Genomic DNA, 23,398 nt, shown 5'->3' on the forward strand with positions numbered 1-23,398 from the left:
CGCCAAGTGTGCAATCCGATCAGAACGGGTAGGAACAGCGGGTACAGGTGTCCCGGTGGTGGGCCGTCCCACCGCTGCGGGCAGACTTGACCGTGCAAGCGTCACACCAGGTGAGAGGGGCGCTGCCGATGAGCGGACGACTCGGTATCGACGATGTCTCCCCGACCGTGAGCGGCGGTCGCTACCCGGCGAAGGCCGTGGTCGGCGAACACGTCCCGGTCGAGGCCACGGTGTGGCGCGAGGGCCACGACGCCGTGGCCGCCACGGTGGTGTGGCGGGGACCGAACGACCGGGTCGCCAGACAGACACGGATGGTCCCGCACGGCGTCGGCCTGGACCGCTGGGCCGCCACGATCGTGCCGGACGCGACGGGCTCGTGGACGTTCCGCGTGGACGCCTGGAGCGACCCCTGGGCCACCTGGCAGCACGCCGTCGAGGTCAAGATCGCCGCCGGTCAGGGCGCCGACGACCTGGCGAACGACCTGGAGAGCGGCGCGCTGCTGCTCGACCGCGTCAGCCGCCGCCCCGACCGGCGCAAGGACAAGCCGCTGCTGGTCAACGCGGCCACCGCGCTGCGCGACGAGCACCGCCCCCTGGCCGAGCGGGTCGCACCCGCCCTGGCGGGCGACGTCCGCCGGATCATGCACGACCACCCCGTCCGCGAGCTGATCACCAAGGGCAAGCCGCAGAAGGTGTGGGTCGACCGGGAGCGGGCGGCGTTCGGCTCGTGGTACGAGTTCTTCCCCCGCAGCACGGGCGGCGTGGACGAGTCGGGCGTCCCGGTGCACGGCACGTTCGTCACCGCCGCCAAGGAGCTGGACCGCATCGCGGCCATGGGCTTCGACGTCGCCTACCTGCCCCCGATCCACCCGATCGGGCGGGTGAACCGCAAGGGCCCGAACAACACGCTCACCGCCACCGAGGACGACCCCGGCTCGACCTGGGCGATCGGCGCGGACGAGGGCGGGCACGACGCGATCCACCCGGAGCTCGGCACGATCGAGGACTTCGACGCGTTCGTCGCTCGCGCCCGCGAGCTGAACCTCGAGGTGGCGCTGGACCTGGCGCTGCAATGCGCCCCCGACCACCCGTGGGTGCTGAAGAACCCCGAGTGGTTCACCACCCGGCCGGACGGCTCGATCGCCTACGCGGAGAACCCGCCGAAGAAGTACCAGGACATCTACCCGGTCAACTTCGACAACGACCCGCAGGGCCTCTACAACGAGGTGCTGCGCGTGGTGCTGCACTGGGTCGACCACGGGGTGAGCATCTTCCGGGTCGACAACCCGCACACCAAGCCGCCGGACTTCTGGGCGTGGCTGATCTGGGCGGTCAAGGACCGGCACCCCGACGTGCTGTTCCTGTCCGAGGCGTTCACCCGCCCGGCCCGCCTGTACGGCCTGGCAAAGCTCGGCTTCACGCAGAGCTACACCTACTTCACCTGGCGCACGACCAAGGAGGAGCTGACCGAGTTCGGCAACGAACTGGTCGAGCACTGGGACGAAGCGCGGCCCAACCTGTTCGTCAACACCCCCGACATCCTGCACGAGTCGCTGCAGCACGGCGGCCCGGGCATGTTCGCGCTGCGCGCGGCGCTGGCGGCGACGATGGCGCCGACCTGGGGTGTGTACTCGGGCTACGAGCTGTTCGAGCACGAGGCCGTCCGGCCGGGCAGCGAGGAGTACCTGAACTCGGAGAAGTACCAGCTCCGCCCCCGCGACTACGCGGCGGCGGTGGCCGAGGGACGGTCGCTGGAACCGTGGTTGCGCAAGCTGAACGCGATCCGCCGGGCGCACCCGGCGCTGCGGCAGATGCGAACACTCCGGTTCCACCACGTCGACAACCCGGCGTTGATCGCCTACTCCAAGCAGGATCCCGGCACCGGCGACACGGTCGTCGTCGTGGTCAACCTGGATCCGCACAACGCGCAGGACGGCACCGTCTGGCTGGACCTGCCCGCGCTCGGCGTCGACTGGCCCGAGCGGCTGATCGCGCACGACGAGGTGTCCGGGGAGACCTGGGACTGGGGTCAGGCCAACTACGTCCGCCTCGAACCCTGGCGCGCCCCGGCGCACATCGTCGGCGTGCTCCGCCGATCAGGGCAGTCACCGCTCAGCAGCTAGCGCGAACAACACAGCCCGGTCCCCTTTACCCAGTCCCCGTGCCCGCCGAAGAGCACGAGGGACGATCGAACGCACCCCCAATGAGGTGGGACGAGGTGGAGCACACATGCAGGAAGAGGCCCGACCCGACGCCGCGCTGGTAGGCCTGGAGAACGTGCCGCACACCGGCGAGGCCATCGGCGCGGACGGCCTGCTGGTCGAACCGCAGGCCGAGGACTTCCGGTCGGCCAAACTCGTGCCGCGCGAGCGCGACTGGTTCAAGGGCGCGGTGTTCTACGAGGTGCTGGTGCGCGCGTTCAGCGACTCCAACGGCGACGGCACCGGAGATCTGCGGGGCCTCGCGTCCCGGCTGGACTACCTGGAATGGCTCGGCGTCGACTGCCTGTGGCTGCCGCCGTTCTACGCCTCGCCGCTGCGCGACGGCGGCTACGACATCTCCGACTTCCGCGCGGTGCTGCCGGAGTTCGGCTCGGTCGAGGACTTCGTGTACCTGCTGGACGAGGCGCACCGGCGCGGCATCCGGGTGATCACCGACCTGGTGCTCAACCACACCAGCGACGCGCACCCGTGGTTCCAGCAGTCGCGGACCGACCCCGACGGCCCCTACGGCGACTACTACGTGTGGAGCGACGACGACCAGCGCTACGCGGACGCGCGGATCATCTTCGTCGACACCGAGTCGTCCAACTGGACCTACGACCCGGTGCGCGGCCAGTTCTACTGGCACCGGTTCTTCTCCCACCAGCCCGACCTGAACTTCGAGAACCCGCACGTCCAGGAGGCGATGCTGGACACCCTGCGGTTCTGGCTCGACCTGGGCATCGACGGGTTCCGGCTCGACGCCGTGCCGTACCTGTTCGAGGCGGAGGGCACGAACTGCGAGAACCTGCCGCGCACCCACGACTTCCTCAAGCGCTGCCGCAAGGTCGTCGACGACGAGTACCCCGGCCGGGTGCTGCTGGCCGAGGCCAACCAGTGGCCGTCGGACGTGGTCGAGTACTTCGGCAACCCCGAGGTCGGCGGCGACGAGTGCCACATGGCGTTCCACTTCCCGTTGATGCCGCGCATCTTCATGTCCGTGCGGCGCGAGTCGCGGTTCCCGATCTCGGAGATCCTGGCGCAGACGCCGCAGATCCCCGACGGCTGCCAGTGGGGCATCTTCCTGCGCAACCACGACGAGCTGACGCTGGAGATGGTCACCGACGAAGAGCGCGACTACATGTACGCGGAGTACGCCAAGGACCCGCGGATGAAGGCGAACATCGGCATCAGACGACGGCTGGCCCCGCTGCTGGAGAACGACCGCAACCAGCAGGAGCTGTTCACCGCGATGCTGCTGTCCCTACCCGGCTCGCCCGTCCTCTACTACGGTGACGAGATCGGCATGGGCGACAACATCTGGCTGGGCGACCGCGACGCGGTCCGCACGCCGATGCAGTGGACCCCGGACCGCAACGCGGGGTTCTCCAGCTGCGACCCGGGCCGGATCTACCTGCCGGTGATCATGGACCCGGTGTACGGCTACCAGGCGCTCAACGTCGAGGCGCAGCTGAACAACCAGTCCTCGCTGCTGCACTGGACGCGGCGGATGATCGAGGTGCGCAAGCAGCACCACGCGTTCGCGGAGGGCGACTTCACCGACCTCGGCGGGTCGAACCCCAGCGTGCTGGCCTACCGGCGGCGGTGGCTGCGGCCCGACGGCCACGAGGACGTCGTGCTGTGCGTGAACAACCTGTCGCGGTTCCCGCAGCCGGTCGAGCTCGACCTGTCGGAGCACCACGGCAGCAGGCCGGTCGAGCTGACCGGCGGCGTCGTCTTCCCGACCGTCGGCGACCTGCCCTACCTGCTGACTTTGCCCGGTCACGGCTTCTACTGGTTCCAGCTCGTGGAAGCCGGCGACGACAGCGAGCCGAGGTGATGGACGTGACGGAGCCGCACGACCTGGTCGACAAGGTGCTCGCCGAGCTGCCCGAGTGGCTGCCCGCGCAGCGGTGGTTCGGCGGGAAGGACCGCCCGGTCACCTCGGTCCGCCCGCTGCGGACGGCGGTGCTGCGGTCCGCCGACCCGGTGCTGGTGCACCTCGTGGTGGAGGTGGCGCAGCCGGACCGGCGCGAGCCCTACCAGCTGCTGGTCACCGACCACGTGGACAACTACGACGCCACCTCCGTGCCGGAGCTGACCGGCGTGCTGCTCGACCTGATCGCCGAGGGTGTCGAGGTGGAGGGCCTGAGGTTCGCGCACGAGCCGGACGTCGAGCTGCAGACCGGGCTGCGCGGCCGGCCGATCACCTCCGAGCAGTCCAACACCTCGATCGTGTTCGGCAGCCAGTACATCCTCAAGCTGTTCCGCAAGCTCAGCCAGGGCGAGAACCCGGACCTCGTGCTGCACCGGGCCTTGCGCCAGGTCGGGTGCGAGCACATCGCCCAGCCGCTGGGGTCGATCACGGGTCGGCTCGACGGCCGGACCACGACCGTCGGCATGCTCCAGCAGTTCATGCCGGACGCGGTGGACGGCTGGGCGATGGCCACCACCAGCGTGCGCGACCTGATGGCCGAGGCCGACCTGCACGCCGACGAGGTGGGCGGCGACTTCGCCGGCGAGGCGCAGCGGCTGGGACAGGCCGTGGCGACCGTGCACGCGGACCTGGAACGCGCCCTGGGCACGCAGTCCGCGGACGCCGAGAACATCGACCGGACCGTGCGGGCGATGGTCTCGCGGCTGGACTCGGTGGTCGACTCGGTGCCGGAGCTGCGGCCGTACGTGCCCGCGCTGCGGGAGGCGTTCGAGCAGGCCAGGGAGACACCGGACGCGGTCGCCGTGCAGCACATCCACGGCGACCTGCACCTCGGTCAGGTGCTGCGGACCGTGCAGGGGTGGCTGCTGATCGACTTCGAGGGCGAGCCGGGCACGCCGATGGCCGAGCGCATCGAGCTGCGCTCGCCGTTGCGCGACGTGGCGGGGATGCTGCGATCCTTCGACTACGCGGCGCACCAGCTGCTCGTCGGCCAGCCGGAGGACCACCAGCTGACCGTGCGGGCGCTGGAGTGGGCGCGGCGCAACCGCGCGGCGTTCACCGAGGGCTACGCGGAGGCGGCGTCGGAGTCGGTCGGCGACCCGCGCAAGCGGGGCTACCTGCTGCGGGCGTTCGAGCTGGACAAGGCCGTCTACGAGGTCGCGTACGAGCACGCGAACAGGCCGGAGTGGTTGACGGTCCCGCTGTCGTCGATCGCGCGGATCACTGGAGAGGGAGCGGTGCAGTCATGATCTCGCCCGAGGACGTCGACCGGCTGCTGGCCGGGGCGCACCACGACCCGCACTCGGTGCTCGGCGTGCACCACGTCCCGGAGGGCGTGGTCGCGCGGGCGCTGCGCCCGGGCGCGACGGCGGTGGCGGTGATGGCCGCCGACAAGCGCTTCGACCTGGACCGGGTCGCCGACGGGTTGTTCGCGGGCGAGCTGCCCGAGCACCCCGGCGACTACCGGCTGGTGGTCGAGTACGGCGACCAGGTCGTCGAGGTGGACGACCCGTACCGCTGGCTGCCGACCGTCGGCGAGCTCGACCTGCACCTGATCGGCGAGGGGCGGCACGAGCGGCTGTGGGACGTGCTGGGCGCGCGGGTGCGCACCTACGACACGCCCAACGGCACCGTCTCGGGCGTCTCGTTCGCCGTGTGGGCGCCGACCGCGCGCGGTGTGCGGGTGTGCGGCGACTTCGACGGCTGGGACGGCCGCGCGAACCCGATGAGGTCGCTCGGCTCGTCCGGCGTGTGGGAGGTCTTCATCCCCGGCATCCCGGAGGGCACCCGGTACAAGTTCCGGATCCTCGGCCGCGACGGCGGGTGGCACGAGAAGGCCGACCCGATGGCGTTCGCCACCGAGACGCCGCCGCAGACCGCGTCGGTCGTCACCCGGACCGCGCACGAGTGGGGCGACGCGGAGTGGCGGGCCAGGCGCGACGCCACGCAGTGGATCAACGCGCCGATGAGCGTGTACGAGGTGCACCTCGGCTCGTGGAAGCCGGGTCTGGGCTACCGGGAGCTGGCCGAGGAGCTGGCGGACTACGTGGTGGGCGCCGGGTTCACGCACGTGGAGCTGATGCCGGTGGCCGAGCACCCGTTCGGCGGGTCGTGGGGCTACCAGGTGACGTCGTACTACGCGCCGACGTCGAGGTTCGGCTCGCCGGACGACTTCCGGCACTTCGTGGACGTGCTGCACCAGCGCGGCGTCGGCGTGATCATGGACTGGGTGCCGGCGCACTTCCCGCGCGACTCGTGGGCGTTGGCGAAGTTCGACGGCACCGCGTTGTACGAGCACGAGGACCCGCGCCGGGGCGAGCACCCGGACTGGGGCACGCTGGTGTTCGACTTCGGGCGCAACGAGGTGCGCAACTTCCTGGTCGCCAACGCGCTGTTCTGGATCGAGGAGTTCCACATCGACGGCCTGCGGGTCGACGCGGTGGCCTCGATGCTGTACCTGGACTACTCGCGGCAGGAAGGGCAGTGGCTGCCCAACCAGTACGGCGGGCGGGAGAACCTGGACGCGGTGCGGTTCCTGCAGGAGCTGAACGCGACCGTCTACAAGCGCCACCCCGGTGTGGTGATGGTGGCCGAGGAGTCGACGGCGTGGCCGGGCGTGTCGCGGCCGACGCACCTGGGCGGCCTCGGGTTCGGGTTCAAGTGGAACATGGGCTGGATGCACGACACGCTGCACTACCTGTCGCGCGAGCCCATCCACCGGTCGTTCCACCACAACGAGATCACGTTCTCGCTGGTCTACGCGTGGAGCGAGAACTTCGTGCTGCCGCTGTCGCACGACGAGGTCGTGCACGGCAAGGGGTCGTTGTGGCAGCGGATGCCCGGCGACGACTGGAACAAGGCGGCGGGGCTGCGGTCGCTGCTGGCGTTCATGTGGGCGCACCCCGGCAAGCAGCTGCTGTTCATGGGCGGCGAGTTCGGGCAGCGCGACGAGTGGTCGGAGGGCCGGTCGCTGGACTGGCACCTGCTGGAGTCGCCGCTGCACGGCGGCCTGCACCGGCTGGTCGCGGACCTGAACCGGGTCTACCGGGGCTCGCCCGCGTTGTACAGCGCGGACAACCGGCCCGAGGGGTTCTCGTGGATCGACGCGAACGACTCGGCGGGCAACGTGCTGAGCTTCCTGCGGATCGGCGAGGACGGCTCGGTGCTCGCGTGCGTGGCGAACTTCGCCGGCATGCCGCACCACGACTACCGGGTCGGGCTGCCGGTCGCGGGTCGGTGGCGCGAGGTGGTGAACACGGACTCGGAGGTCTACGGCGGGTCCGGCGTCGGCAACTTCGGCGTGGTGGAGGCGGAGGAGCACCCGTGGCACGGCCGGCCCGCGTCCGCGGTGCTCCAGCTGCCGCCGGCGGGTGTGCTCTGGCTGGCGCCGGAAGCACCCGCGGTCACCGCGACCGTCACGGAGGAAGACCGGGCAGGCGTCGAGGGCCCGGTCGACCCGGACGACCTCGACCACGCCTGACCGCAGCGCCGTGCCCGGCCGGGTCCTCGACACCCGGCCGGGAGGCGCGCCGGCCCTGACCGAACCGGGTCGTGCGGAACGTCGTCCGCGGGGGTCGGTGCCTGCCATGCTGAGCCCCATGGCGGACGAGGTGTGGGCGGTCGGCGAGGCGTATGAGGCTTACGTCGGGCGTTGGAGCGCGCCCGTTGCGAGGGGGTTCCTCCGACTGCTGGACGTGCCGTCGGCCCGTCGCTGGGTGGACATCGGCTGCGGCACGGGCGCGTTGACCACCGCGATCCTCAAGATCGCCGACCCGGCCGAGGTCGTCGGCGTCGACCCGTCCGAGGGCTTCCTGGCCACCGCGCGGCACCGGGTCACCGACCCGCGCGCGGCCTTCCACGTCGGCGACGCCCGCTCCCTCCCGCTGCCCGACCACGCCTTCGACGCCGTGGTCAGCGGCCTCGCCCTCAACTTCGTGCCGGACCCGGTGCGGGCCGCCGCCGAGTGCACCAGGGTGGCCGCGCCCGGCGGCGTGGTGGCCGCCTACGTCTGGGACTACGCCGAGGGCATGGCGATCACCCGCTTCTTCTGGGACGCCGCCACCGACCTCGACCCGGCCGCCGCCGCCCTGCACGAGGGCAGGCGCTTCCCCCTGTGCCGACCCGAACCGCTGCGCGGGCTGTGGACCGCCGCCGGGCTGCACGGGGTGCGCGTGGAGGCGTTGGAGGTGCCGACGGTGTTCAACGACTTCGACGACTACTGGCGGCCGTTCCTCGGTGGGCAGGGACCGGCGCCCGGCTACACCGCGTCCCTGCCCGAGGACCGGCGTCGTGCCCTGCGCGACCTGCTCCGCACCCGCCTGCCCACCCACCCGGACGGCTCGATCCGGCTCACCGCGCGGGCGTGGGCGGTGCGCGGCGTCATGGCGCGGGCCTGAAGGTGGGCAGGAGCTCGGGCAGCCGTTCGGCACCCCGTTCGGTGACGAGGAGCTCCCTGGTGCCCTCCTGACGGCGGACCAGGTCGTCGGCCACGAACGCGTCGAGCACGAGCCGGCCGAGGTCGCCGCCCAGGTGCGGGACGCGGTGCGTGCGGTCCAGGCAGGCCAGCGCCAGGCGGCGGCGCGGCGCGACGGCGTGCGGGTCGACGCCGAGGCGGCGCCACGCGGTCAGGTCCTCGCCGAGCGCGAGTTCGCCGGCGCGGCCGTCGGGCGGTTCGAGCCCGCCTGCGTCGACCAGGGTGGTGAACACCGCGATCCCCAGGCGGCCGGCCGCGTGGTCGTAGCACGTGTGGGCGACGTCCACCGGCGATGACGCGCGCCGCGGCGCGGTGAGGTCGTCGTGGTGGGCGTAGCGGGCCAGCGCGGTGAGGACGTCGGCGATGTCGGCGCGGGCGACCCGGTAGACGGCGTGCCGGCCGGTGTGCTCGACCTCGACCAGGCCGGCGGCGCGCAGGCGGGCCAGGTGGTTGCCCAACCGCGGCGGCGAGATGCCCATGGCGTCGGCCAGCTGCACCATCGCGTGCGGGCCCTCGGCGGCGAGCAGTTGCAGCGCGGTGAGCCGGATCGGGTCGGACAGCTCGCGGGCCAGCGCGACGGCGGACGCCTGCACGGCGTTGCCGGAGTCGATCCATCCAGCCATGAGCGCACCCTAGCACCCTTCACGCTTGCCTGAACTCTGGTTGCGGCCGTGAGCGGGGGCGGGTTACGGTCGCAGACACCATTCATAGGATCGTGAAGGGTGTGTGCCGATGGGGCTGGGCGTGCTGCTGTGGGGTCGCGGGGTCTCGGCGCTCGGCGACGGCCTGTGGTTCACCACGTGGGCGTTGTTCTTCACCCGCGTGCTCGGGTTGCCGCTGGTGGCGGTGGGTGTCGGGATGGCGGTGGCGGGTGCGGCGGGGCTGCTCGCGGCGGTGCCGGTCGGCGCGTTGGCGGACCGGTTCGACCCGAGGTCGGTGCTGGTGGTGATCACCCTCGTGCGGGCGTGCGCCATGGCGTCCTACCTGGTCGTGGACGGCACGTGGTCGTTCCTCGTGGCGACGGTGGCGTTCACCGCCCCGGCCAACGGCGGCAACGCCGTGCGGACGGCGTTGATCGCGGGTCTGGTGACGGACAACGCGGCCAGGGTGCGCGCGTTGGCGCGGCAGCGCGTGGCGCAGCACGTCGGCTACGCGATCGGGGCCGGGCTCGGCGCCCTGGTGCTGACCGCCGACAGCCACTCCGCCTACGCCCTGGCGATCACCGGCAACGCGCTCACGTTCGGGGTCCTGGCGGTCACGACGCTCGCGGTGCGCAAGCCGTCGCCGGTCGGCGCGACGCCGCGGGCGCGGGTCGTGCTGGGCGACCGCCCCTACCTCGCCGTCGTCGCGACCACCTCGGTCCTGTCGCTGTGCTGGGCGATGCTGTCGACCGGCCTGCCGCTGTGGCTGTCGCGCTTGACCGACCTGCCGCTCGCGCTGAGCGGCGTGGTGGTGGTCGTCAGCTCGGTGGGCATCGCCGTGTTCCAGGTGCCGTTCGCGCGCTTCGCCCGCACCCCGGACCAGGCCGCGCGCACGGCGGTCCGGTCCGGCGTCGCCCTCGCCGCGAGCTGCGCCCTGCTCGCCACGACCGCGGGCGGCTCGGGTGCGGCGGTCGTGGCGGTCGTGGTGGCCGCGGCGGCGCTGCACGTGGTCGGGGAACTGGGTTACGTGGCCGCGAACTGGGGTTTGTCGGTGAGCCTCATGCGTGACGACGCGCGTGGCGCCTACCAAGGGGTGAACGAGGCCGCGACCGCCACCGTGCAGCTCTTCGGGCCCTCCGTCCTGACGTTCGCGCTCGGCGGCTTCGGTGCGGGCGGTTGGCTCGCCGTGGGCGTGATCTTCCTGGTCGCGGTCGCGCCCGTGCCGGCGTTGACCAGGTGGGCGACACGCACCCGTGATCCGGCCACGACGTCGAACGCGACCCCGTAGGGGTTCGGCGCGGGCACAATGGGCCAATGCGGCTCGTATCGGCTCGGCTGGTCCTGCTGGCGACGGTCCTGCTCACGGCAAGCGCCTGTGCCCAGGCGATCCCGGGCAAACCGGTGGCGGGTGAGGCCGTCACCAAGGGCACCGTCGACCCGGGCTTCATCCGGGGCACCGACGGCGGCCCGATCGACCAGTTGGCGGCCACCGCCGTCACCGACATCGACACGTTCTGGCAGGAGGCGTTCCCGGACACGTTCGACGAGCCGTGGGAGCCGATCGAGGGCGGCATCTACTCGGTCGACACCGCCGACGCCTCGGCCAAGCCGCCGCCGTGCACCGAGAAGGCGAGCGACGTCGAGGGCAACGCGTTCTACTGCCCGAGCGCCGACGCCATCGCCTGGGACCGCGCCGCGCTGCTGCCCGTGCTCAAGGACCGGTTCGGCGACGCGGCCGTGGTGATCGTGCTGGCGCACGAGATGGGCCACGCCGTGCAGAACCGGATGGGCATCACGCCGGAGGCCGAGCGGCGCGAGCCGCAGCGGTTCCCCACGATCCTCACCGAGGCGATGGCCGACTGCTTCGCGGGCGCGTTCATCAAGTGGGTCAACGACGGCAAGTCCGAGCACCTCGACATCGGCTCCGACACGCTGGACTCGGCGCTGGGCGCGCTGATCACGTTCCGCGACCCGGTCGGCACCTCGGCCAGTGACCGGTCCGCGCACGGCAACGCGTTCGACCGCGTGTCCGCCTTCCAGGACGGCTACCAGCAGGGCACGGAGTTCTGCGCGGCCATGTCGACGGAGAACCGGGTGTTCACGCAGCAGGCGTTCACCTCCGCCGACGACCGCGACCGCGGCGGCAACCTGCCGTTCGACGAGATGCTGGAGAACGTCACGCCCGACCTGAACCTGTACTACAAGGCACTGGTCGAGCAGGCGGGCAAGAAGTGGACCGACCCGAAGTCCACGCCGACCGAGCAGGAGCCGGACTGCTCCGGCGACCAGGGCCCGGTGGCGTACTGCCCGGCGGACAAGTCGGTGGAGTTCGAGGTCGAGGCCGACCTGCCCGAGCTGCACGCCGAGATCGGCGACTACGCCACGGGCGTGCTGCTGGCGAGCCGTTACGCGCTGGCCGCGATGGCGGCGGTGGAGGTGGACCTCGACGGCGAGCGTGCGGCGACCAGCGCGTTGTGCCTGGCCGGCGCGTACACGCGGGAGGTGTTCACCCGGCAGAAGGGCTTCGGGCTGTCGCCCGGCGACCTGGACGAGGCGGTGCAGGTGCTGCTCGCCTACGACTACGCGGCCCGCGACGCGACCGGTTCGGCGTCGCTCGGTCCGGGGTTCAAGCGGGTCGAGGTGTTCCGCGGCGGGGTGTTCGAGGGCACCAAGGCCTGCGGTTTGACCTAGGCGAATTGGCCGTTGGCGCGGCCAATGATTCCGAGGTACTGTTGGCGTTACCAACGTTGGAGACGCCAATGAAAGGGACGCCATGTCCACGGATGCCCTGATCGCCGACCGCCTCGAGATCGCCGACCTGTCCACCCGCCTCGCACGTCTGCTCGACGAGAAGCGGTGGGAGGACGCGGGCACCGTCTTCACCGACGACGTGGCGGTGCACTCGCCGCGGGGTGGCGTACTCCGCGGCCTCGCCGAGGTCGTCGCCTTCCTGCGCCGGGACGACGTCGAGGATCAGCAGACCCAGCACACGACCACGGATCTGCTGGTGGACGTCGAGGGAGACCACGCGACCGCCTCGGCGAACTCGACCGTGTACTTCTACCGCGACGGCCAGGCGCCCCACTTCACCGGAGGTCTGCGGCAGCGCTACCGCGCGGTGCGGACGCCGGTGGGCTGGCGCCTCCGCGAGGTGCGGATCACTCCCGCCTGGACGCGCGAGAGCTGATCGCTTCGCGTTCACCTGTCCGCCGAACGGGCCGCTCACCGCCGACCCGAACTCGCCATCGCCGCCGGCGTCCTCCGGCCGCGATGGCGAATTGCCGGACATCGCCTGGTTTCGCGAGCCGGCCAAGTAGGGTTCGGGCTTGGATCGGCACGGACCGGGGATGGGGCTTGGCATGGCTCGACGGGCTTGGGTTGCTGCGACGCTCGCCGCCGCGATGGCGTTGACCGGGTGCACCCAGACGGTGAGCGGCCAAGGGCGGTCGGAACGGCCCGACGTCACCAAGGTGGCCGGGCTGGACATCACGACCGGCGAGAGCGGCGCGAAGCCGGGCGTGCCGGACGCCGACCTGCAGGTGGAGAACGCCGACGGCGGCGAGATGGACCGGCTCGCGATCAACGCGCTGGCCGACGTCGAGGAGTACTGGACCGAGCAGCTGCCCGCGCGGTTCGGCAAGGAGTTCGAGCCGGTGAAGCGGTTGGTGTCCTACGACTCCAACGGCAAGGGCGTCGAGATCTGCCGCACCAACACCGCCGGCGTGGCGAACGCGTTCTACTGCTCGCTGGACGACTCGATCGCGTGGGACCGCGGCGAGCTGCTGCCGATGCTGGACGACGCGTTCGGGCCGATGTCGGTGGTGACCGTGCTGGCGCACGAGATGGGCCACGCGATCCAGTACAAGCTCGGCGACATCGGCGGGATCAACCAGGCCACGCCGTCGATCATCAAGGAGCAGCAGGCCGACTGCTACGCGGGCAACTTCTTCCGCTGGGTGGCCGAGGGCAAGTCCAAGCACTTCCGCATCTCGACCGGGCCCGGGTTGAACCAGGTGCTGGCGACGATGTTCTTCATCCGGGACGCGGCGGGCACGTCGGCCGAGAAGCAGGGCGCGCACGGCAGCGCGTTCGACCGGGTCTCGGCGTTCCAGTTCGGGTTCGCCGGTGATCCGTCGCGGTGCGCGGAGATCGACGAGGCCGAGATCAAGGCGCGGATCACGCAGCAGAAGTTCGACTCGCAGGACCAGGACACCGGGCAGGGCAAGGGCAACCTGAAGGTCGACGACAAGCGGTCGCTCGAACTGCTGGAGGAGTCGCTGCACGCGGCTTTCAAGGACGCCGCCGCCACGCCGCCCGCTTTGTCCACCTCGTCGTCCGCGGAGTGCCCCGACGGCGGCGACACCTCGCCCGCGGCGTACTGCCCGGCGACGAACTCGATCTCCATCGACCTGCCCGACCTGGTGAAGATCGGCACGCCGCCCAAGCGCGGGCAGAAGGGCGGGATCGGCGACTTCGCCGCGTTCGCCGAGATCGCGTCGCGGTTCGCGCTGTCGATCCAGAAGGCGACCGGGTACGGGCTGGAGGGTCCGGCGGCGGGGTTGCGAACGGCGTGCCTGACCGGTGCGTGGGCCGGGACGACGACCCAGAGCAGCGCGCGGCTGCGCCTGTCGTCCGGTGACCTGGACGAGGCGGTGGCGGAGCTGCTGGCCGACAAGAGCCTGATCGCGGCGGACGTGAACGGGACCGTGGTGCCGTCCGGCTTCGCCCGCGTCGAGGCGTTCCGCGACGGGTTCTACCAGGGTGCCGGGCTCTGCACCCGCAAGTACGCGGGCTGAGCCGGTTCCGGGTTTCGGGTTTCGGGTTCGAGGTTCGAGCTGCACGAAGAGATCAAAAGCTTGAAAGATTAAAAGATCAAAAGCTTGAAAAGCATGTCCTCGCCGGACGGGCAGATCAGCAGGATGACGGGGTTGGGCGGTTCTGTTCCGGGTCCGTTGTCGGTCCGGGTTTCGTGTCATCCCACCGACCTCCCTCCGGGCTACCACACGCGTCAAGGGGGCGACATCAGAAGACGCCGTGGGCAAAGGTGAACTACGCCCCCTTGACACGTGCGGTAGGGCAAAGCCAGGTCGGCGGGATGACACGAAGCCCTCCCTTTGGGGAGGTAAGGGCATCGGCGGCCGCACCGCCGGGCCCGTCCGACCCCGCGCCCGCCGGCGACCCCCGGACCGTCCACTGGGCGTCTTTCTCCAAAATGAGGGCTTCGTGTCATCCCGCCGACCTGGCGCAGCCCTACCGCGCGTGTCAAGGGGGGCGTAGTTCGCCTTTGCCCGCGGCTTCGACTGTGGGCGCCCCCCTTGATACGTGTGGTAGCCCTTGTGGAGGTTGGTGGGATGACACGAAACCCGGACCGACGACGGACCCGCAGCATCCAGCGGTAGTCGGGGTCATCCTGCTGATCTGCCCGTCCGGCGAGGACATGCTTTTCAAGCTTGTGATCACGCTTGACAGGGGTCCGGAGAATGGACCCCTGTCAGGCGTGACGAGCGTGTCGGGAGCGGGCGCGGGAGTCGGTCAGAACAGGGCGCTGGCCAGGTTGCGGCGGGCCTTGGCGACCCGGTCGTCGTCCGGCGGGAAGAGTTCGAACAGGCCCACCAGGTGTTCGCGGACGCGGTCGCGGTCGTCGCCGAAGACGCGGCGGACCGTGTCGACCAGTCGCTTGAAGGCCTGGTCGACGTCGTTCGTCGCCAGCTCCAGGTCAGCGGCGGCCAGTTGGGCGTCCACGTCGTCCGGGTTGGCGTCGGCCTTCGCGGTGGCGTCCGCGGGCACCGCCTCGGCCCGGGCCGTGAACCGGACCTGCGCCAGCGCCGCCTTGGCCTCGGCGTTGGCCGGTTCGGCGGCCAGGATCGCCTCGTACGCGGCCTCGGCGGCGGTGAAGTCGCCCTGCTCGAAGGCGTCCTCGGCGGCGGTGAAGCGGGGGTCCTCCGGCTCGGCGACGGGCTCCGCGCCCGGCGCCGCCGCGCGGTTGGCCTCCGCCGCCTTGATGCCCGGCAGCCGGTCGCGCAGGGCGTCCAGCAGGCGGGTGATCCACTGGCCGAACTCGGCTTCCGGCAGCGGTCCGGCGAAGGCGTCCAGGGGCTGGCCGCCGGCGATCGCGACCACGGTCGGCACGGACTGCACGCCGAACACCTGGCCGATGCGCGGGTTGGCGTCGAGGTCGACCCTGGCCAGCAGCCAGGTGCCGCCGCCGGCCCTGGCGGCGCGTTCCAGCACCGGTGAGAGCTGGCCCGCCTCGGGGCTCCACGACGCGGTCAGCTCGACGACGACCGGGATCTCCAGGGAGCGTTCGACGACCGACTGGAACGTCGCCTCGGTGACGTCCAGCACCCACGGGCTCGGACCGGCGTCCGAACCGCCGACGGCTCCGCCGGAGCCGGACGACGGGGGTGGGGTGGTGGCGCGCTGCCTCGCGGCGTCGGCCCGGGCCTTCAGCGCGCCGAGGTCGACCGCCCCGGACAACGCGGCGGACATTGCGGCGGTCTTTCGGGGGTCTGGCCTTGTCACGCCTTCCATCCTGGCACGAGTCGGGCGGCCGGCCACGCGCGGCTAGCCGGGGAGTTGCGCGACCGGGTCGATCGCCATCGGGTTCGTCCGCATCGCGTCGTTCAACCGCCCCAGGCGGAGCGCGATCGGGGTCGTCAACTCGGCGAAACGAGCGGTGCCCGCCGGGCCGAGAACTTCCCACGGACGGGTGGCGGCCTCGTCGGTGCGCCGTTCGACGTCCTCCCGCAACGCCCGACCGGCCGGCGTGAGGCCGCCGTCGAACAGACCGCGCTCGGTGAGCGTCGCTTCGGCTTCCCGCCACTCCTCCTCCGACCAGCCACGCGCGGTGCGCATGTACGCCGGGTCGAGGCCCTTGTCGGCGCTGAACAGCACCAACGTCTCGCACGGTGCGAGGTCGGCGGCCACCAGCGCGGCGATGTGACCGTCACCACGCGACTCGCGCAACGTCGTGCACGCCTGCCACAGCGCCAGGTGCGGCTCGTCCGGGGTCGGCAGCACGCCGTTCGCCGCGGCCAGCACCCGCCCGGCCGTCGGCGCGGCCTCCGCCGCCTGCCCGGCCAGGTCGGCCGCCTCGGCGACGTCCAGCGTCTCCAGCATCCGCCGCAGCGCCCGGTCGACGCCCTCCAGCCGTGCCTCCAGGAAGCGGGCGGGACTGGCCACGTCCCACGCGTCGGGCAGCGCGCGGGCCACCATGCGCGGGTGGAAGCTGTAGAACGCGGCGGTCACGACCTCCGGCGACGCCGCGCCCAACGGCGCCGCGCGCTGGCCGAAGTAGCCCATCCAGCCGCCCTTGCAGCCCAGCGCGTCGGTGACCGCTCGTGATTCGGGCGAGAAGTACGTGACGTCGTGGTAGGTCTCGAAGCGGACCCACAGGTCTCTCGGCTCCATGACCCCAAGTTAGTCGGACGTCCGACTACTCGTCAGCTGCCGCGTGCTCGGCCGCCAGGTGCTGCTCGACCCGCTCCACCTTGGCCGTGAGCTGGCCCGTCCAGCCGGGCCTGATGTCCGCCTTGAGCACCAGGCTGACCCGCGGCGCGGTGGCCTGCACGACCTCCGTCGCCTTCTTCACCACCGCCATCACCTCGTCCCACTCGCCCTCGACCAGCGTGAACATGGCGTTGGTCTCGTTGGGCAGCCCGGACTCGCGGACCACCCGCACGGCCTGGGCCACGGCCTCGGCCACCCCGTCCGACTCCCCGCCGAGCGGGCTGACACTGAACGCGACGAGCACTACTGCCTCCTGGTCGGGGTACCCACTGGTAGCTTCGGCGCATGACGTCCCAGCCGCTGCCGTTCGACCCCATCGCGCGCGCCGCCGAGCTGTGGGAGAAGCGGATCGGACCGTCGACGGCGATGGCGGCGGTCACCAGCGTCATGCGAGTACAGCAGATCATCCAGTCCGCCGTGGACGCCGCCCTCAAGCCGCACGGGTTGACGTTCGCGCGGTTCGAGGCGCTGGTGCTGTTGACGTTCGCCCGCACGGGCAGCCTGCCGATGCGGGTCATGGGCGAACGGCTCCAGCTGCACCCGACGAGCGTCACGAACATCGTGGACCGGCTGGAAGCCGACGGACTCGTGCGCCGCAACCCCCACCCCACCGACCGGCGCACCACGCTCGTGGAGATCACCGAGGCCGGGCACGCCCGGCGCGAGGCGGCCACGGAAGCCGTGACGGGGGTCGAGTTCGGGTTGCGCGGGCTGACCGACCGGCAGACCGAGCAGCTGACCGACCTGCTGGCGAAGGTCCGCCGCGCGGTCGGCGACTTCGAGGACTGAAGTTCCGAGGGCCGAATTCGGTCGACACGGCGCCGCCTGCACGGCCACGCTGCACGTCGTGCGGGAGATCAGGGCTCTGGTGACGGTGGGCGGCCGGTTCGTCGGCACGGCGGAGCCGTTCACCGTCGACAGCCCGTGGTGGAACGACGTCGAACCCGTGACCGCGCACCTGGACCGGGTGCTCGGCGTGACGACGAGCGTGTTGCGGCTGGTCGGGACCACGGTGCCGAGGGCGCGTGGCGGTGTGGTGACCTACCAGGTGGAGGCCGACCGCGTGCCGGACCGCGGTCTGTCGGGCGACGGTGTGTCGGGCGACGGTCTGTCGGACGGTGGGCGGCACGCGTTCGCGGATCACCCGTTGCGGCAGGCGTGGGCGCGTCCCGGTGGGCCGGCGGCGCTGGTCGGGTGGGCGCGGCGGCACGTCGAGGTGACCGGGCCGGTCGTGCAGGTGAAGACGTGGAACCTGTCGTGCCTGTACCGGCTGCCGACGGCGCGCGGGAACGTGTGGGCGAAGGGCACGCCGCCGTTCATGGCGGACGAGGCCGAGGTGATCGGGCTGGTGGCGTCGGTCGACCCGTCGTTGGCGCCGGAGCTGATCGCGGCCGAGCCCGGGCGGGTGCTGCTGGGGGAGGCGCCCGGGGTGGACTGCTGGCAGCCGGGTGAGGACGTGGTCGAGCGGATCGTGCCGCGGTGGGTGGCGGTGCAGGCGGCGTTGGCCGGTGAGCCGCGGTTGCGGGTGCGCGGGGTGCGGGTGCCGGGCTTCGGGTTGCCCGAGACCTTGCTGCACGGCGACTTCCACCCGGGCAACTGGCGTTCCGGCGGTGTCGTGCTCGACTGGGGTGACGCGCACTGGGGTCACCCGGCGTTGGACGCGGCGCGGCTGATCGGGTTCGTCGCGCCGGAGTCGCGGGCGATGGTCGAACGCGTCTGGGTCGACGCGTGGTTGCGCCACTACCCGTCGAGCGATCCGGCGAGCGCGCTGCGGCACGCCCGGCCGGCGTCACACCTCGTCGGCGCGGCGGTGTACCAGGAGTTCCTGGACAACATCGAGCCGAGTGAGCGCGTGTACCACCTCGGTGATCCCGAGGCGGAGTTGGCGCGCGCTCAGTCCTTGGCGGTCTGAGCCTCGGTCTCGGCCAGCCGGCCGGTGCGGTTGGCCCAGCGCTCGAACACCACGGTGCCGAACGGCGGGATGCTCGCGACCAAGCCGAGGACGAGCGTCTTGCGGTCCCAGCGGTGCGCCAGCATCAGCGTCACCAGGACGTAGCCGACGAAGATCGCGCCGTGCACGGGCCCGAAGATCTTGACGCCGATCTCGTTCTCCACCACGACGTACTTGAAGAACATGCCGATCAGCAGACCGGCCCACGACACCGCCTCGGCCAGGGCGAGCAGGCGAAACCGACCAACAGCGCTGCTAAGCATGCCCCCATTGTGGCCGGTGACCCCCCTCACCCCACCCCCACCCCCACCCCCACGCGTGCCCGACCTCCAGGTCCCGCGTGTTCGACAAGCGGGACCTGGAGGTCGACTCGCGGTCAGTCCTCCCAGCGGAAGATGCGGGCGGCGATGAAGCCCACGACCAGGGTGAAGGCGATCAGGACGGCCGAGGGGACGAGGAGGGCCTCCACGCCCTTGCCGCGCACCAGGACGTCCAGCATGCCGTCGTTCATGTGGCGCAACGGGAAGGCGTTCGACACGGTCTGCAGCCAGCCCGGGGCCTTCTCCAGCGGGAAGAACGTGCCCGACAGGAACGCCATCGGCATGATGATGATGTTCGCCGCCCCGGACGCCGACTCCTCCGTCTTGCAGAACGCGCCCACCAGCATCCCGATCGCGAAGAACGCGACCGTGCCCAGCACCAGCAGCGGCAGCGCCAGGTACCACTGACCGGTCAGCTTCAACCCGAACAGCGGCAGCGACGCCACCGCCACGAACACCACGCCCTGCACGGCCGCCGTGCCGACGCTCACCACCACGCGCGACGTCAGCACGGTCGTCGTGCTCACCGGCGCCAGCCGGATCCGCCGCAGCACCTGCTTCTTCCGCCACGCCACCATGGTCAGCGCCGAGCCGAACACGCCCGAGAACGAGATCGCCCACGACAGGATGCCCGGCGTCAGGTACTGGATCGGCTTGAGCGAGGCGTCCTCGACCGACTTCGTCTCCAACGTGAACCGCGGCGCCACGTCCGCCGCACCCAGGTTGATCTTGTCGACCACACCGGACACGATCCCCAGCACGGTGCCCGCCGCGACCTGGTCGCTCGCCGCGTAGATCAGCTCCACCCGATCGCCGGACACCACCACGGCGGCGGGCAGGTCGCCGTCGTCGACCTTCCGCCGCGCGGCGGCCGTGTCGTCGTACTCCTCCAGCTCGATCGCGCCGGTCTGCTCCAACGTCGTCAGCACGGGCCCGTCGCCCACCGCCGCGATCTTGGTCTTGTCGCTGCCGGAGTCGCCGAGCAGCAGGCCGAACACGACGAGGAACATCAGCGGGAACAGGAAGACGAAGAACAACGTCATCTTGTCCCGCAGGAAGCCCTTGATCATCGCGGCCGACAGGCTCCGGAACGCGGTCATGCGCGGTACTCCCGTCCGGTCAGGTCGAGGAAGACGTCCTCCAACGTGGCCGTGCGCACCTGCAACCCGTCCAGGGTGCCGCGCTCGGCGAGCGCCGACAGCACCGGCGCGGGCTTGCGGGTGGAGATGGTCAACGACACCTCGTCCTCGTGCGCGTCGTCGACCCCGGTGATGCCACGCGCCGCCTCACGCGTCAGCGACCCCTTCTGCAGCACCACGTGCGTGGGCGCGTCGAGACCGCGCACCAACGTCGCGGGCGCGTCCATGGCGAGGATCCGCCCCCGGTCCATGATCGCCACGCGGTCGCACAGGATCTCGGCCTCGTCGAGGTAGTGCGTCGTGTAGACGATGGTCTTGCCCCTGGCCTGGATCGCGCGCAGCACGTCCCACAGGTTGCGCCTGGCCTGCGGGTCCAGCGCGGCGGTCGGCTCGTCCAGGAACACGAGGTCCGGGTCGTGCACGAGGGCGCACGCGATCGACAGGCGCTGGCGCTGTCCGCCGGAGAGCTTGTTCTCCTGCACGTCCGCCTTGTCGGTCAGGCCGACGAGCTCCAGCATCTCGTCGGCCTTGCGCCGGCTCACGCCGTACAGCGAGCCGAACGTCTGGAGCTGCTCGCGGGCGGTCAGCTTCTCGAAGAAGCTCGACGCCTGCAGCTGCACGCCGATGCGCGGCAGCAGCTTCGGGTTGCGCGGCCACGGCTGCTCGCCGAGCAGCGTCACCTGGCCGCCGTCGGGCTTGCGCAGCCCTTCGACGATCTCCAGCGTGGTGGTCTTGCCCGCGCCGTTCGGCCCCAGGATGCCGAAGAACTCCCCCTCGGCGACGGTGAACGAGACGCCGTCCACCGCCTTCAGCTCGCCGTAGCTCTTCCTGATGTCGGCAACCACGACGGCCGGTATGCGTGCCCCTGTCATGGCTGGACGGTAAGCCGTGCCGGGAGCCGCCGGCGGTGCTTCGATCGGTTCGCGACGGAAGTAGCCGACGATCGAGACTTTCGACGCATCCCCTGGTAGCTGTGCGCGCGAACCCGATTACGAGACGTGCTCACCAGTGCAGGGAGAGGGCGGTGCGGACGTCGGACGGGTCGCCCACGTCGCCTCCGCCGGGTCCGCGGTGAGGACGTAGTCCAGGTGCGCGCCGTCGAGCCGGTCGACGTTCAGGTACACCTGCTCCCAGGGCTTGGAGTCGACGTGGAGCGATCGCACGTACTGCAACCTCGACGGGTCCGCGCCGGCCGCCGTGATGGTGATGTCACGGCCGTTCTCCAGGTGGATCACCGCGCGGTCGAACCGCGGCGCGTTGAGCACGAAGTCGCCCGTGCCCGGCGTGACCGGGTACAGGCCCAGGGCGCTGAGCACGTACCAGGCCGACATCTGCCCGAGGTCGTCGTTGCCGGTCACGCCGTTCGGCGCGTCGACGAACAACGTCTGCGCCGCCCGCACCACGGCCGAGGTCTTCCACGGCTGCCCCACCAGCGCGTACATCCACGGCACGTGCAGGTCCGGCTCGTTGTTCGGGTTGTAGCGGAACTGGTTGTAGTAGTTGTACGGCCCGACGACCCACTTCGAGCGCACGGTCCCCGCCGGGTCCGCCACCAGGTCCGGGTAGGCGAAGAAGTCGTCCAGGCGGGCGAGCGCCGCGTCACGGCCGCCGAGCAGCTCCACCAGGCCCGGCACGTCCTGCTGCGCCAGCCACTGGTACTGCCACGCCGTGCCCTCGTGGAAGCCGTCCGGTCCCTGCGGGGTGAACGGCGCGAGCCACGCGCCGTCGCGCAGCTTCGGCCGGGGGAAGCCGGTGAACCCGCGGTCGGACACCGTGGCGTCCCACAGCACCCGGTAGTTCAACCCGCGGCGGCGCAGGACCTCGGCGTCGTCCTCGTGGCCCAGGGCGAGCGCCATGATCCACAGCGAGCAGTCCGCCAGCGCGTACTCCAACGTCGCCGAAGCGCCGTGGTGCGGGTCGACGTCCTGCCCCTTCTTGCGGAAGTGCTTGTCGTACTGCACGAAGCCCTCGCGGAGGTAGGACGGGTTGCCCGCCCTGCCCTCGAACGGCGACGACGTGGGCGGCACGCCGGTCGCGTTCTGCCACAACGCCTCGTAGGCCCGCTCCTCCAAGCCCGCCAGCGCGCCGAACCGCCACAGGTCGACCAGGAAGGGCGTGACCGGGTCGCCGGTCATGGTGTTCGTCTCCTGGTTGGCGTAGGCCCACCGGGGCAGCCAGCCGCCCTGCTCGTGGATCGCCAGCAACGACCGCGCGATGTCCTTCGCCCGCGCCGGCCGCAGCAGCGCCAGCAGCTGGTTGTGCGCGCGGTAGGTGTCCCAGAGCGAGAAGAACTCGTGGTAGGTCCAGCCGTCGGCGGTGTGCACCTGCCCGTCGAACCCGCGGTACCGGCCGTCCACGTCGTTGCCCGTCAACGGCTGCAGCAGCACGTGGTAGAGCGCGGTGTAGAAGACCGTGCGATCGGCGCCGGCCGACGACGTCTCGACGCTCGACAGCTCGCGCCGCCAGGCCTCCTGGGCCGCAGCGCGCACCTCGTCGAACGTCCGCCCGCGAGCCTCGCCGAGGTTCTTCGCGGCGCCGTCCGCGTCCACGTGCGAGATCGCGGTCGCCGCGGTCACCGGGCCGTCGTCGAACGCCACCCACTGCCCGCGCAGCCCCGCGCCGCCCTCCGCGCCGCCCCAGTTGCCGGTCCGGCGGAACGGCCGGTCGAACGTCGTGGTGAAGTAGGTCGTGTACGGCTTCCCGCCGCAGAACGCCTGCGCCACCACGGTTCCGGCCAACGTCCGGTCGTCCACCACCCGCACGCTGCTGGCGAACACCGGCTCGCCGTCGTTCGCCTGGCCCACGTTCACCAGCACGTGCGGCGTCACGCCGGGCGGGAACGAGAACCGCTCGACGCCCACCCTGGTCGTCGCCGTCGACTCCACCGTGATGCCGGACGCCAGCCGCACGCGGTAGTAGCCGGGCTTGCCGACCTCGCCCTCGTGCGTGTACGCGGCGCCGTAGGTCCGGTGGTCGAAGGTGCGCGGCAGGCCGGTGGTCGGCAGGATCGACACCAGCCCGCCCTGCTCGGAGCAGCCCGCGCCGGACAGGAAGAAGTGCCCGAACCCGCGGATCACCGGGTCGTCGTAGCGGTAGCCGGCGTAGTGCGAGCCGATCGGGCTCGAATGGGCCATGCCGAACGGCATCGACGCGCCAGGGAACGTGTTCCCGTCGTCCTTCGTGCCGATGAACGTGTTCACCGACTCCACCGGGTCAGCCGTCACCGA

General features: G+C 71.4%; 19 protein-coding genes. 11 read left to right on the plus strand and 8 right to left on the minus strand.

The genetic code is table 11. The features are described from left to right. Positions 1-128: 128 nt before the first annotated feature. The 5 genes from ACZ7GX_RS10245 (at position 129) to ACZ7GX_RS10265 (ending at position 8,534) form a co-directional block, all read left to right on the plus strand. A complete protein-coding gene (locus ACZ7GX_RS10245) occupies positions 129-2,123 on the plus strand; it encodes an alpha-1,4-glucan--maltose-1-phosphate maltosyltransferase (protein WP_498774955.1) in 1,995 nt (664 codons plus the stop codon). Between the two features lie 106 nt (positions 2,124-2,229). After that, positions 2,230-4,041, plus strand: coding sequence for a maltose alpha-D-glucosyltransferase (treS, locus tag ACZ7GX_RS10250; protein WP_498774957.1), 1,812 nt, complete (start codon positions 2,230-2,232; stop codon positions 4,039-4,041). Between the two features lie 5 nt (positions 4,042-4,046). After that, a complete protein-coding gene (locus ACZ7GX_RS10255) occupies positions 4,047-5,387 on the plus strand; it encodes a maltokinase N-terminal cap-like domain-containing protein (RefSeq protein WP_498774959.1) in 1,341 nt (446 codons plus the stop codon). Continuing rightward, the gene (gene glgB / locus ACZ7GX_RS10260) at positions 5,384-7,618 is read left to right on the plus strand and encodes a 1,4-alpha-glucan branching protein GlgB (RefSeq protein WP_498774961.1); all 2,235 of its coding nucleotides are present in this window, start codon (positions 5,384-5,386) and stop codon (positions 7,616-7,618) included. Before ACZ7GX_RS10255 ends, glgB begins: the two co-directional genes overlap by 4 nt. Before the next feature lie 118 nt (positions 7,619-7,736). Beyond that, positions 7,737-8,534: a class I SAM-dependent methyltransferase gene (locus tag ACZ7GX_RS10265; RefSeq protein ID WP_498774963.1), complete on the plus strand. Its 798-nt coding sequence runs from the start codon at positions 7,737-7,739 to the stop codon at positions 8,532-8,534. On the opposite strand, the gene ACZ7GX_RS10270 is transcribed toward ACZ7GX_RS10265, so the two are convergent. Continuing rightward, positions 8,518-9,234, minus strand: coding sequence for an ArsR/SmtB family transcription factor (locus ACZ7GX_RS10270; RefSeq protein WP_498774965.1), 717 nt, complete (start codon positions 9,232-9,234; stop codon positions 8,518-8,520). The genes ACZ7GX_RS10265 and ACZ7GX_RS10270 overlap by 17 nt on opposite strands. Positions 9,235-9,343: 109 nt before the next feature. On the opposite strand from ACZ7GX_RS10270, the gene ACZ7GX_RS10275 reads away from it, so the two are divergent. From ACZ7GX_RS10275 to ACZ7GX_RS10290, 4 genes are all read left to right on the plus strand, one after another. Beyond that, complete coding sequence (locus ACZ7GX_RS10275) at positions 9,344-10,540, plus strand: MFS transporter (RefSeq protein ID WP_498774967.1); 1,197 nt, start codon at positions 9,344-9,346, stop codon at positions 10,538-10,540. A 26-nt stretch (positions 10,541-10,566) separates the two neighbouring features. Next, on the plus strand, positions 10,567-11,943 hold the full coding sequence (locus ACZ7GX_RS10280; protein WP_498774969.1) for a neutral zinc metallopeptidase: 1,377 nt from the start codon (positions 10,567-10,569) through the stop codon (positions 11,941-11,943). A gap of 82 nt (positions 11,944-12,025) precedes the next feature. Further along, positions 12,026-12,439, plus strand: a complete 414-nt coding sequence (locus tag ACZ7GX_RS10285; RefSeq protein ID WP_498774971.1) for a nuclear transport factor 2 family protein — start codon at positions 12,026-12,028, stop codon at positions 12,437-12,439. Between the two features lie 172 nt (positions 12,440-12,611). Then, entirely contained in the window at positions 12,612-14,048 is a 1,437-nt protein-coding gene (locus tag ACZ7GX_RS10290; RefSeq protein WP_498774973.1) for a neutral zinc metallopeptidase, read from the plus strand. 736 nt (positions 14,049-14,784) lie between these two features. Here ACZ7GX_RS10290 and ACZ7GX_RS10295 read toward each other — a convergent pair. From ACZ7GX_RS10295 to ACZ7GX_RS10305, 3 genes are all read right to left on the minus strand, one after another. After that, a complete protein-coding gene (locus ACZ7GX_RS10295; protein ID WP_498774975.1) occupies positions 14,785-15,741 on the minus strand; it encodes a co-chaperone YbbN in 957 nt (318 codons plus the stop codon). A gap of 75 nt (positions 15,742-15,816) precedes the next feature. Further along, positions 15,817-16,662, minus strand: coding sequence for an SCO6745 family protein (locus tag ACZ7GX_RS10300; RefSeq protein ID WP_498774977.1), 846 nt, complete (start codon positions 16,660-16,662; stop codon positions 15,817-15,819). A 25-nt stretch (positions 16,663-16,687) separates the two neighbouring features. Further along, on the minus strand, positions 16,688-17,005 hold the full coding sequence (locus ACZ7GX_RS10305; protein WP_498774979.1) for an MTH1187 family thiamine-binding protein: 318 nt from the start codon (positions 17,003-17,005) through the stop codon (positions 16,688-16,690). 41 nt (positions 17,006-17,046) lie between these two features. Here ACZ7GX_RS10305 and ACZ7GX_RS10310 point away from each other — a divergent pair, with 41 nt between their 5' ends. Together ACZ7GX_RS10310 and ACZ7GX_RS10315 are read left to right on the plus strand one after the other, a co-directional pair. Next, positions 17,047-17,550 (plus strand): MarR family winged helix-turn-helix transcriptional regulator, encoded by a 504-nt coding sequence (locus ACZ7GX_RS10310; RefSeq protein ID WP_053721863.1) that lies wholly within the window; start codon positions 17,047-17,049, stop codon positions 17,548-17,550. Positions 17,551-17,608: 58 nt separating this feature from the next. After that, a complete protein-coding gene (locus tag ACZ7GX_RS10315; RefSeq protein ID WP_498774981.1) occupies positions 17,609-18,673 on the plus strand; it encodes a phosphotransferase in 1,065 nt (354 codons plus the stop codon). On the opposite strand, the gene ACZ7GX_RS10320 is transcribed toward ACZ7GX_RS10315, so the two are convergent. From ACZ7GX_RS10320 to ACZ7GX_RS10335, 4 genes are all read right to left on the minus strand, one after another. Then, positions 18,655-18,975 (minus strand): DUF3817 domain-containing protein, encoded by a 321-nt coding sequence (locus ACZ7GX_RS10320; RefSeq protein WP_498774983.1) that lies wholly within the window; start codon positions 18,973-18,975, stop codon positions 18,655-18,657. The two genes, ACZ7GX_RS10315 and ACZ7GX_RS10320, sit on opposite strands and share 19 nt — an antisense overlap. A 113-nt stretch (positions 18,976-19,088) precedes the next feature. Further along, the gene (locus tag ACZ7GX_RS10325; RefSeq protein WP_498774985.1) at positions 19,089-20,132 is read right to left on the minus strand and encodes an ABC transporter permease; all 1,044 of its coding nucleotides are present in this window, start codon (positions 20,130-20,132) and stop codon (positions 19,089-19,091) included. After that, positions 20,129-21,043, minus strand: a complete 915-nt coding sequence (locus ACZ7GX_RS10330) for an ABC transporter ATP-binding protein (RefSeq protein WP_498774987.1) — start codon at positions 21,041-21,043, stop codon at positions 20,129-20,131. The genes ACZ7GX_RS10325 and ACZ7GX_RS10330 overlap by 4 nt, the downstream gene beginning before the upstream one ends. Before the next feature lie 117 nt (positions 21,044-21,160). Beyond that, positions 21,161-23,395 (minus strand): GH92 family glycosyl hydrolase, encoded by a 2,235-nt coding sequence (locus tag ACZ7GX_RS10335; protein WP_498774989.1) that lies wholly within the window; start codon positions 23,393-23,395, stop codon positions 21,161-21,163. Between the last annotated feature and the right edge of the window lie 3 nt (positions 23,396-23,398).

The organism is Actinosynnema sp. NPDC037264 (genome assembly GCF_055603705.1).

Bases quoted from the DNA above. Each gene is read 5' to 3' on its own strand.
- treS (WP_498774957.1), top strand. From the start codon at position 2,230: ATGCAGGAAGAGGCCCGACCCGACGCCGCGCTGGTAGGCCTGGAGAAC.
- ACZ7GX_RS10275 (WP_498774967.1), top strand. From the start codon at position 9,344: ATGGGGCTGGGCGTGCTGCTGTGGGGTCGCGGGGTCTCGGCGCTCGGC.
- ACZ7GX_RS10290 (WP_498774973.1), top strand. From the start codon at position 12,612: ATGGCTCGACGGGCTTGGGTTGCTGCGACGCTCGCCGCCGCGATGGCG.
- ACZ7GX_RS10245 (WP_498774955.1), top strand. From the start codon at position 129: ATGAGCGGACGACTCGGTATCGACGATGTCTCCCCGACCGTGAGCGGC.
- glgB (WP_498774961.1), top strand. From the start codon at position 5,384: ATGATCTCGCCCGAGGACGTCGACCGGCTGCTGGCCGGGGCGCACCAC.
- ACZ7GX_RS10300 (WP_498774977.1), bottom strand. From the start codon at position 16,662: ATGGAGCCGAGAGACCTGTGGGTCCGCTTCGAGACCTACCACGACGTC.
- ACZ7GX_RS10270 (WP_498774965.1), bottom strand. From the start codon at position 9,234: ATGGCTGGATGGATCGACTCCGGCAACGCCGTGCAGGCGTCCGCCGTC.
- ACZ7GX_RS10330 (WP_498774987.1), bottom strand. From the start codon at position 21,043: ATGACAGGGGCACGCATACCGGCCGTCGTGGTTGCCGACATCAGGAAG.
- ACZ7GX_RS10310 (WP_053721863.1), top strand. From the start codon at position 17,047: ATGACGTCCCAGCCGCTGCCGTTCGACCCCATCGCGCGCGCCGCCGAG.
- ACZ7GX_RS10280 (WP_498774969.1), top strand. From the start codon at position 10,567: ATGCGGCTCGTATCGGCTCGGCTGGTCCTGCTGGCGACGGTCCTGCTC.
- ACZ7GX_RS10320 (WP_498774983.1), bottom strand. From the start codon at position 18,975: ATGCTTAGCAGCGCTGTTGGTCGGTTTCGCCTGCTCGCCCTGGCCGAG.
- ACZ7GX_RS10325 (WP_498774985.1), bottom strand. From the start codon at position 20,132: ATGACCGCGTTCCGGAGCCTGTCGGCCGCGATGATCAAGGGCTTCCTG.
- ACZ7GX_RS10295 (WP_498774975.1), bottom strand. From the start codon at position 15,741: ATGTCCGCCGCGTTGTCCGGGGCGGTCGACCTCGGCGCGCTGAAGGCC.
- ACZ7GX_RS10285 (WP_498774971.1), top strand. From the start codon at position 12,026: ATGTCCACGGATGCCCTGATCGCCGACCGCCTCGAGATCGCCGACCTG.
- ACZ7GX_RS10265 (WP_498774963.1), top strand. From the start codon at position 7,737: ATGGCGGACGAGGTGTGGGCGGTCGGCGAGGCGTATGAGGCTTACGTC.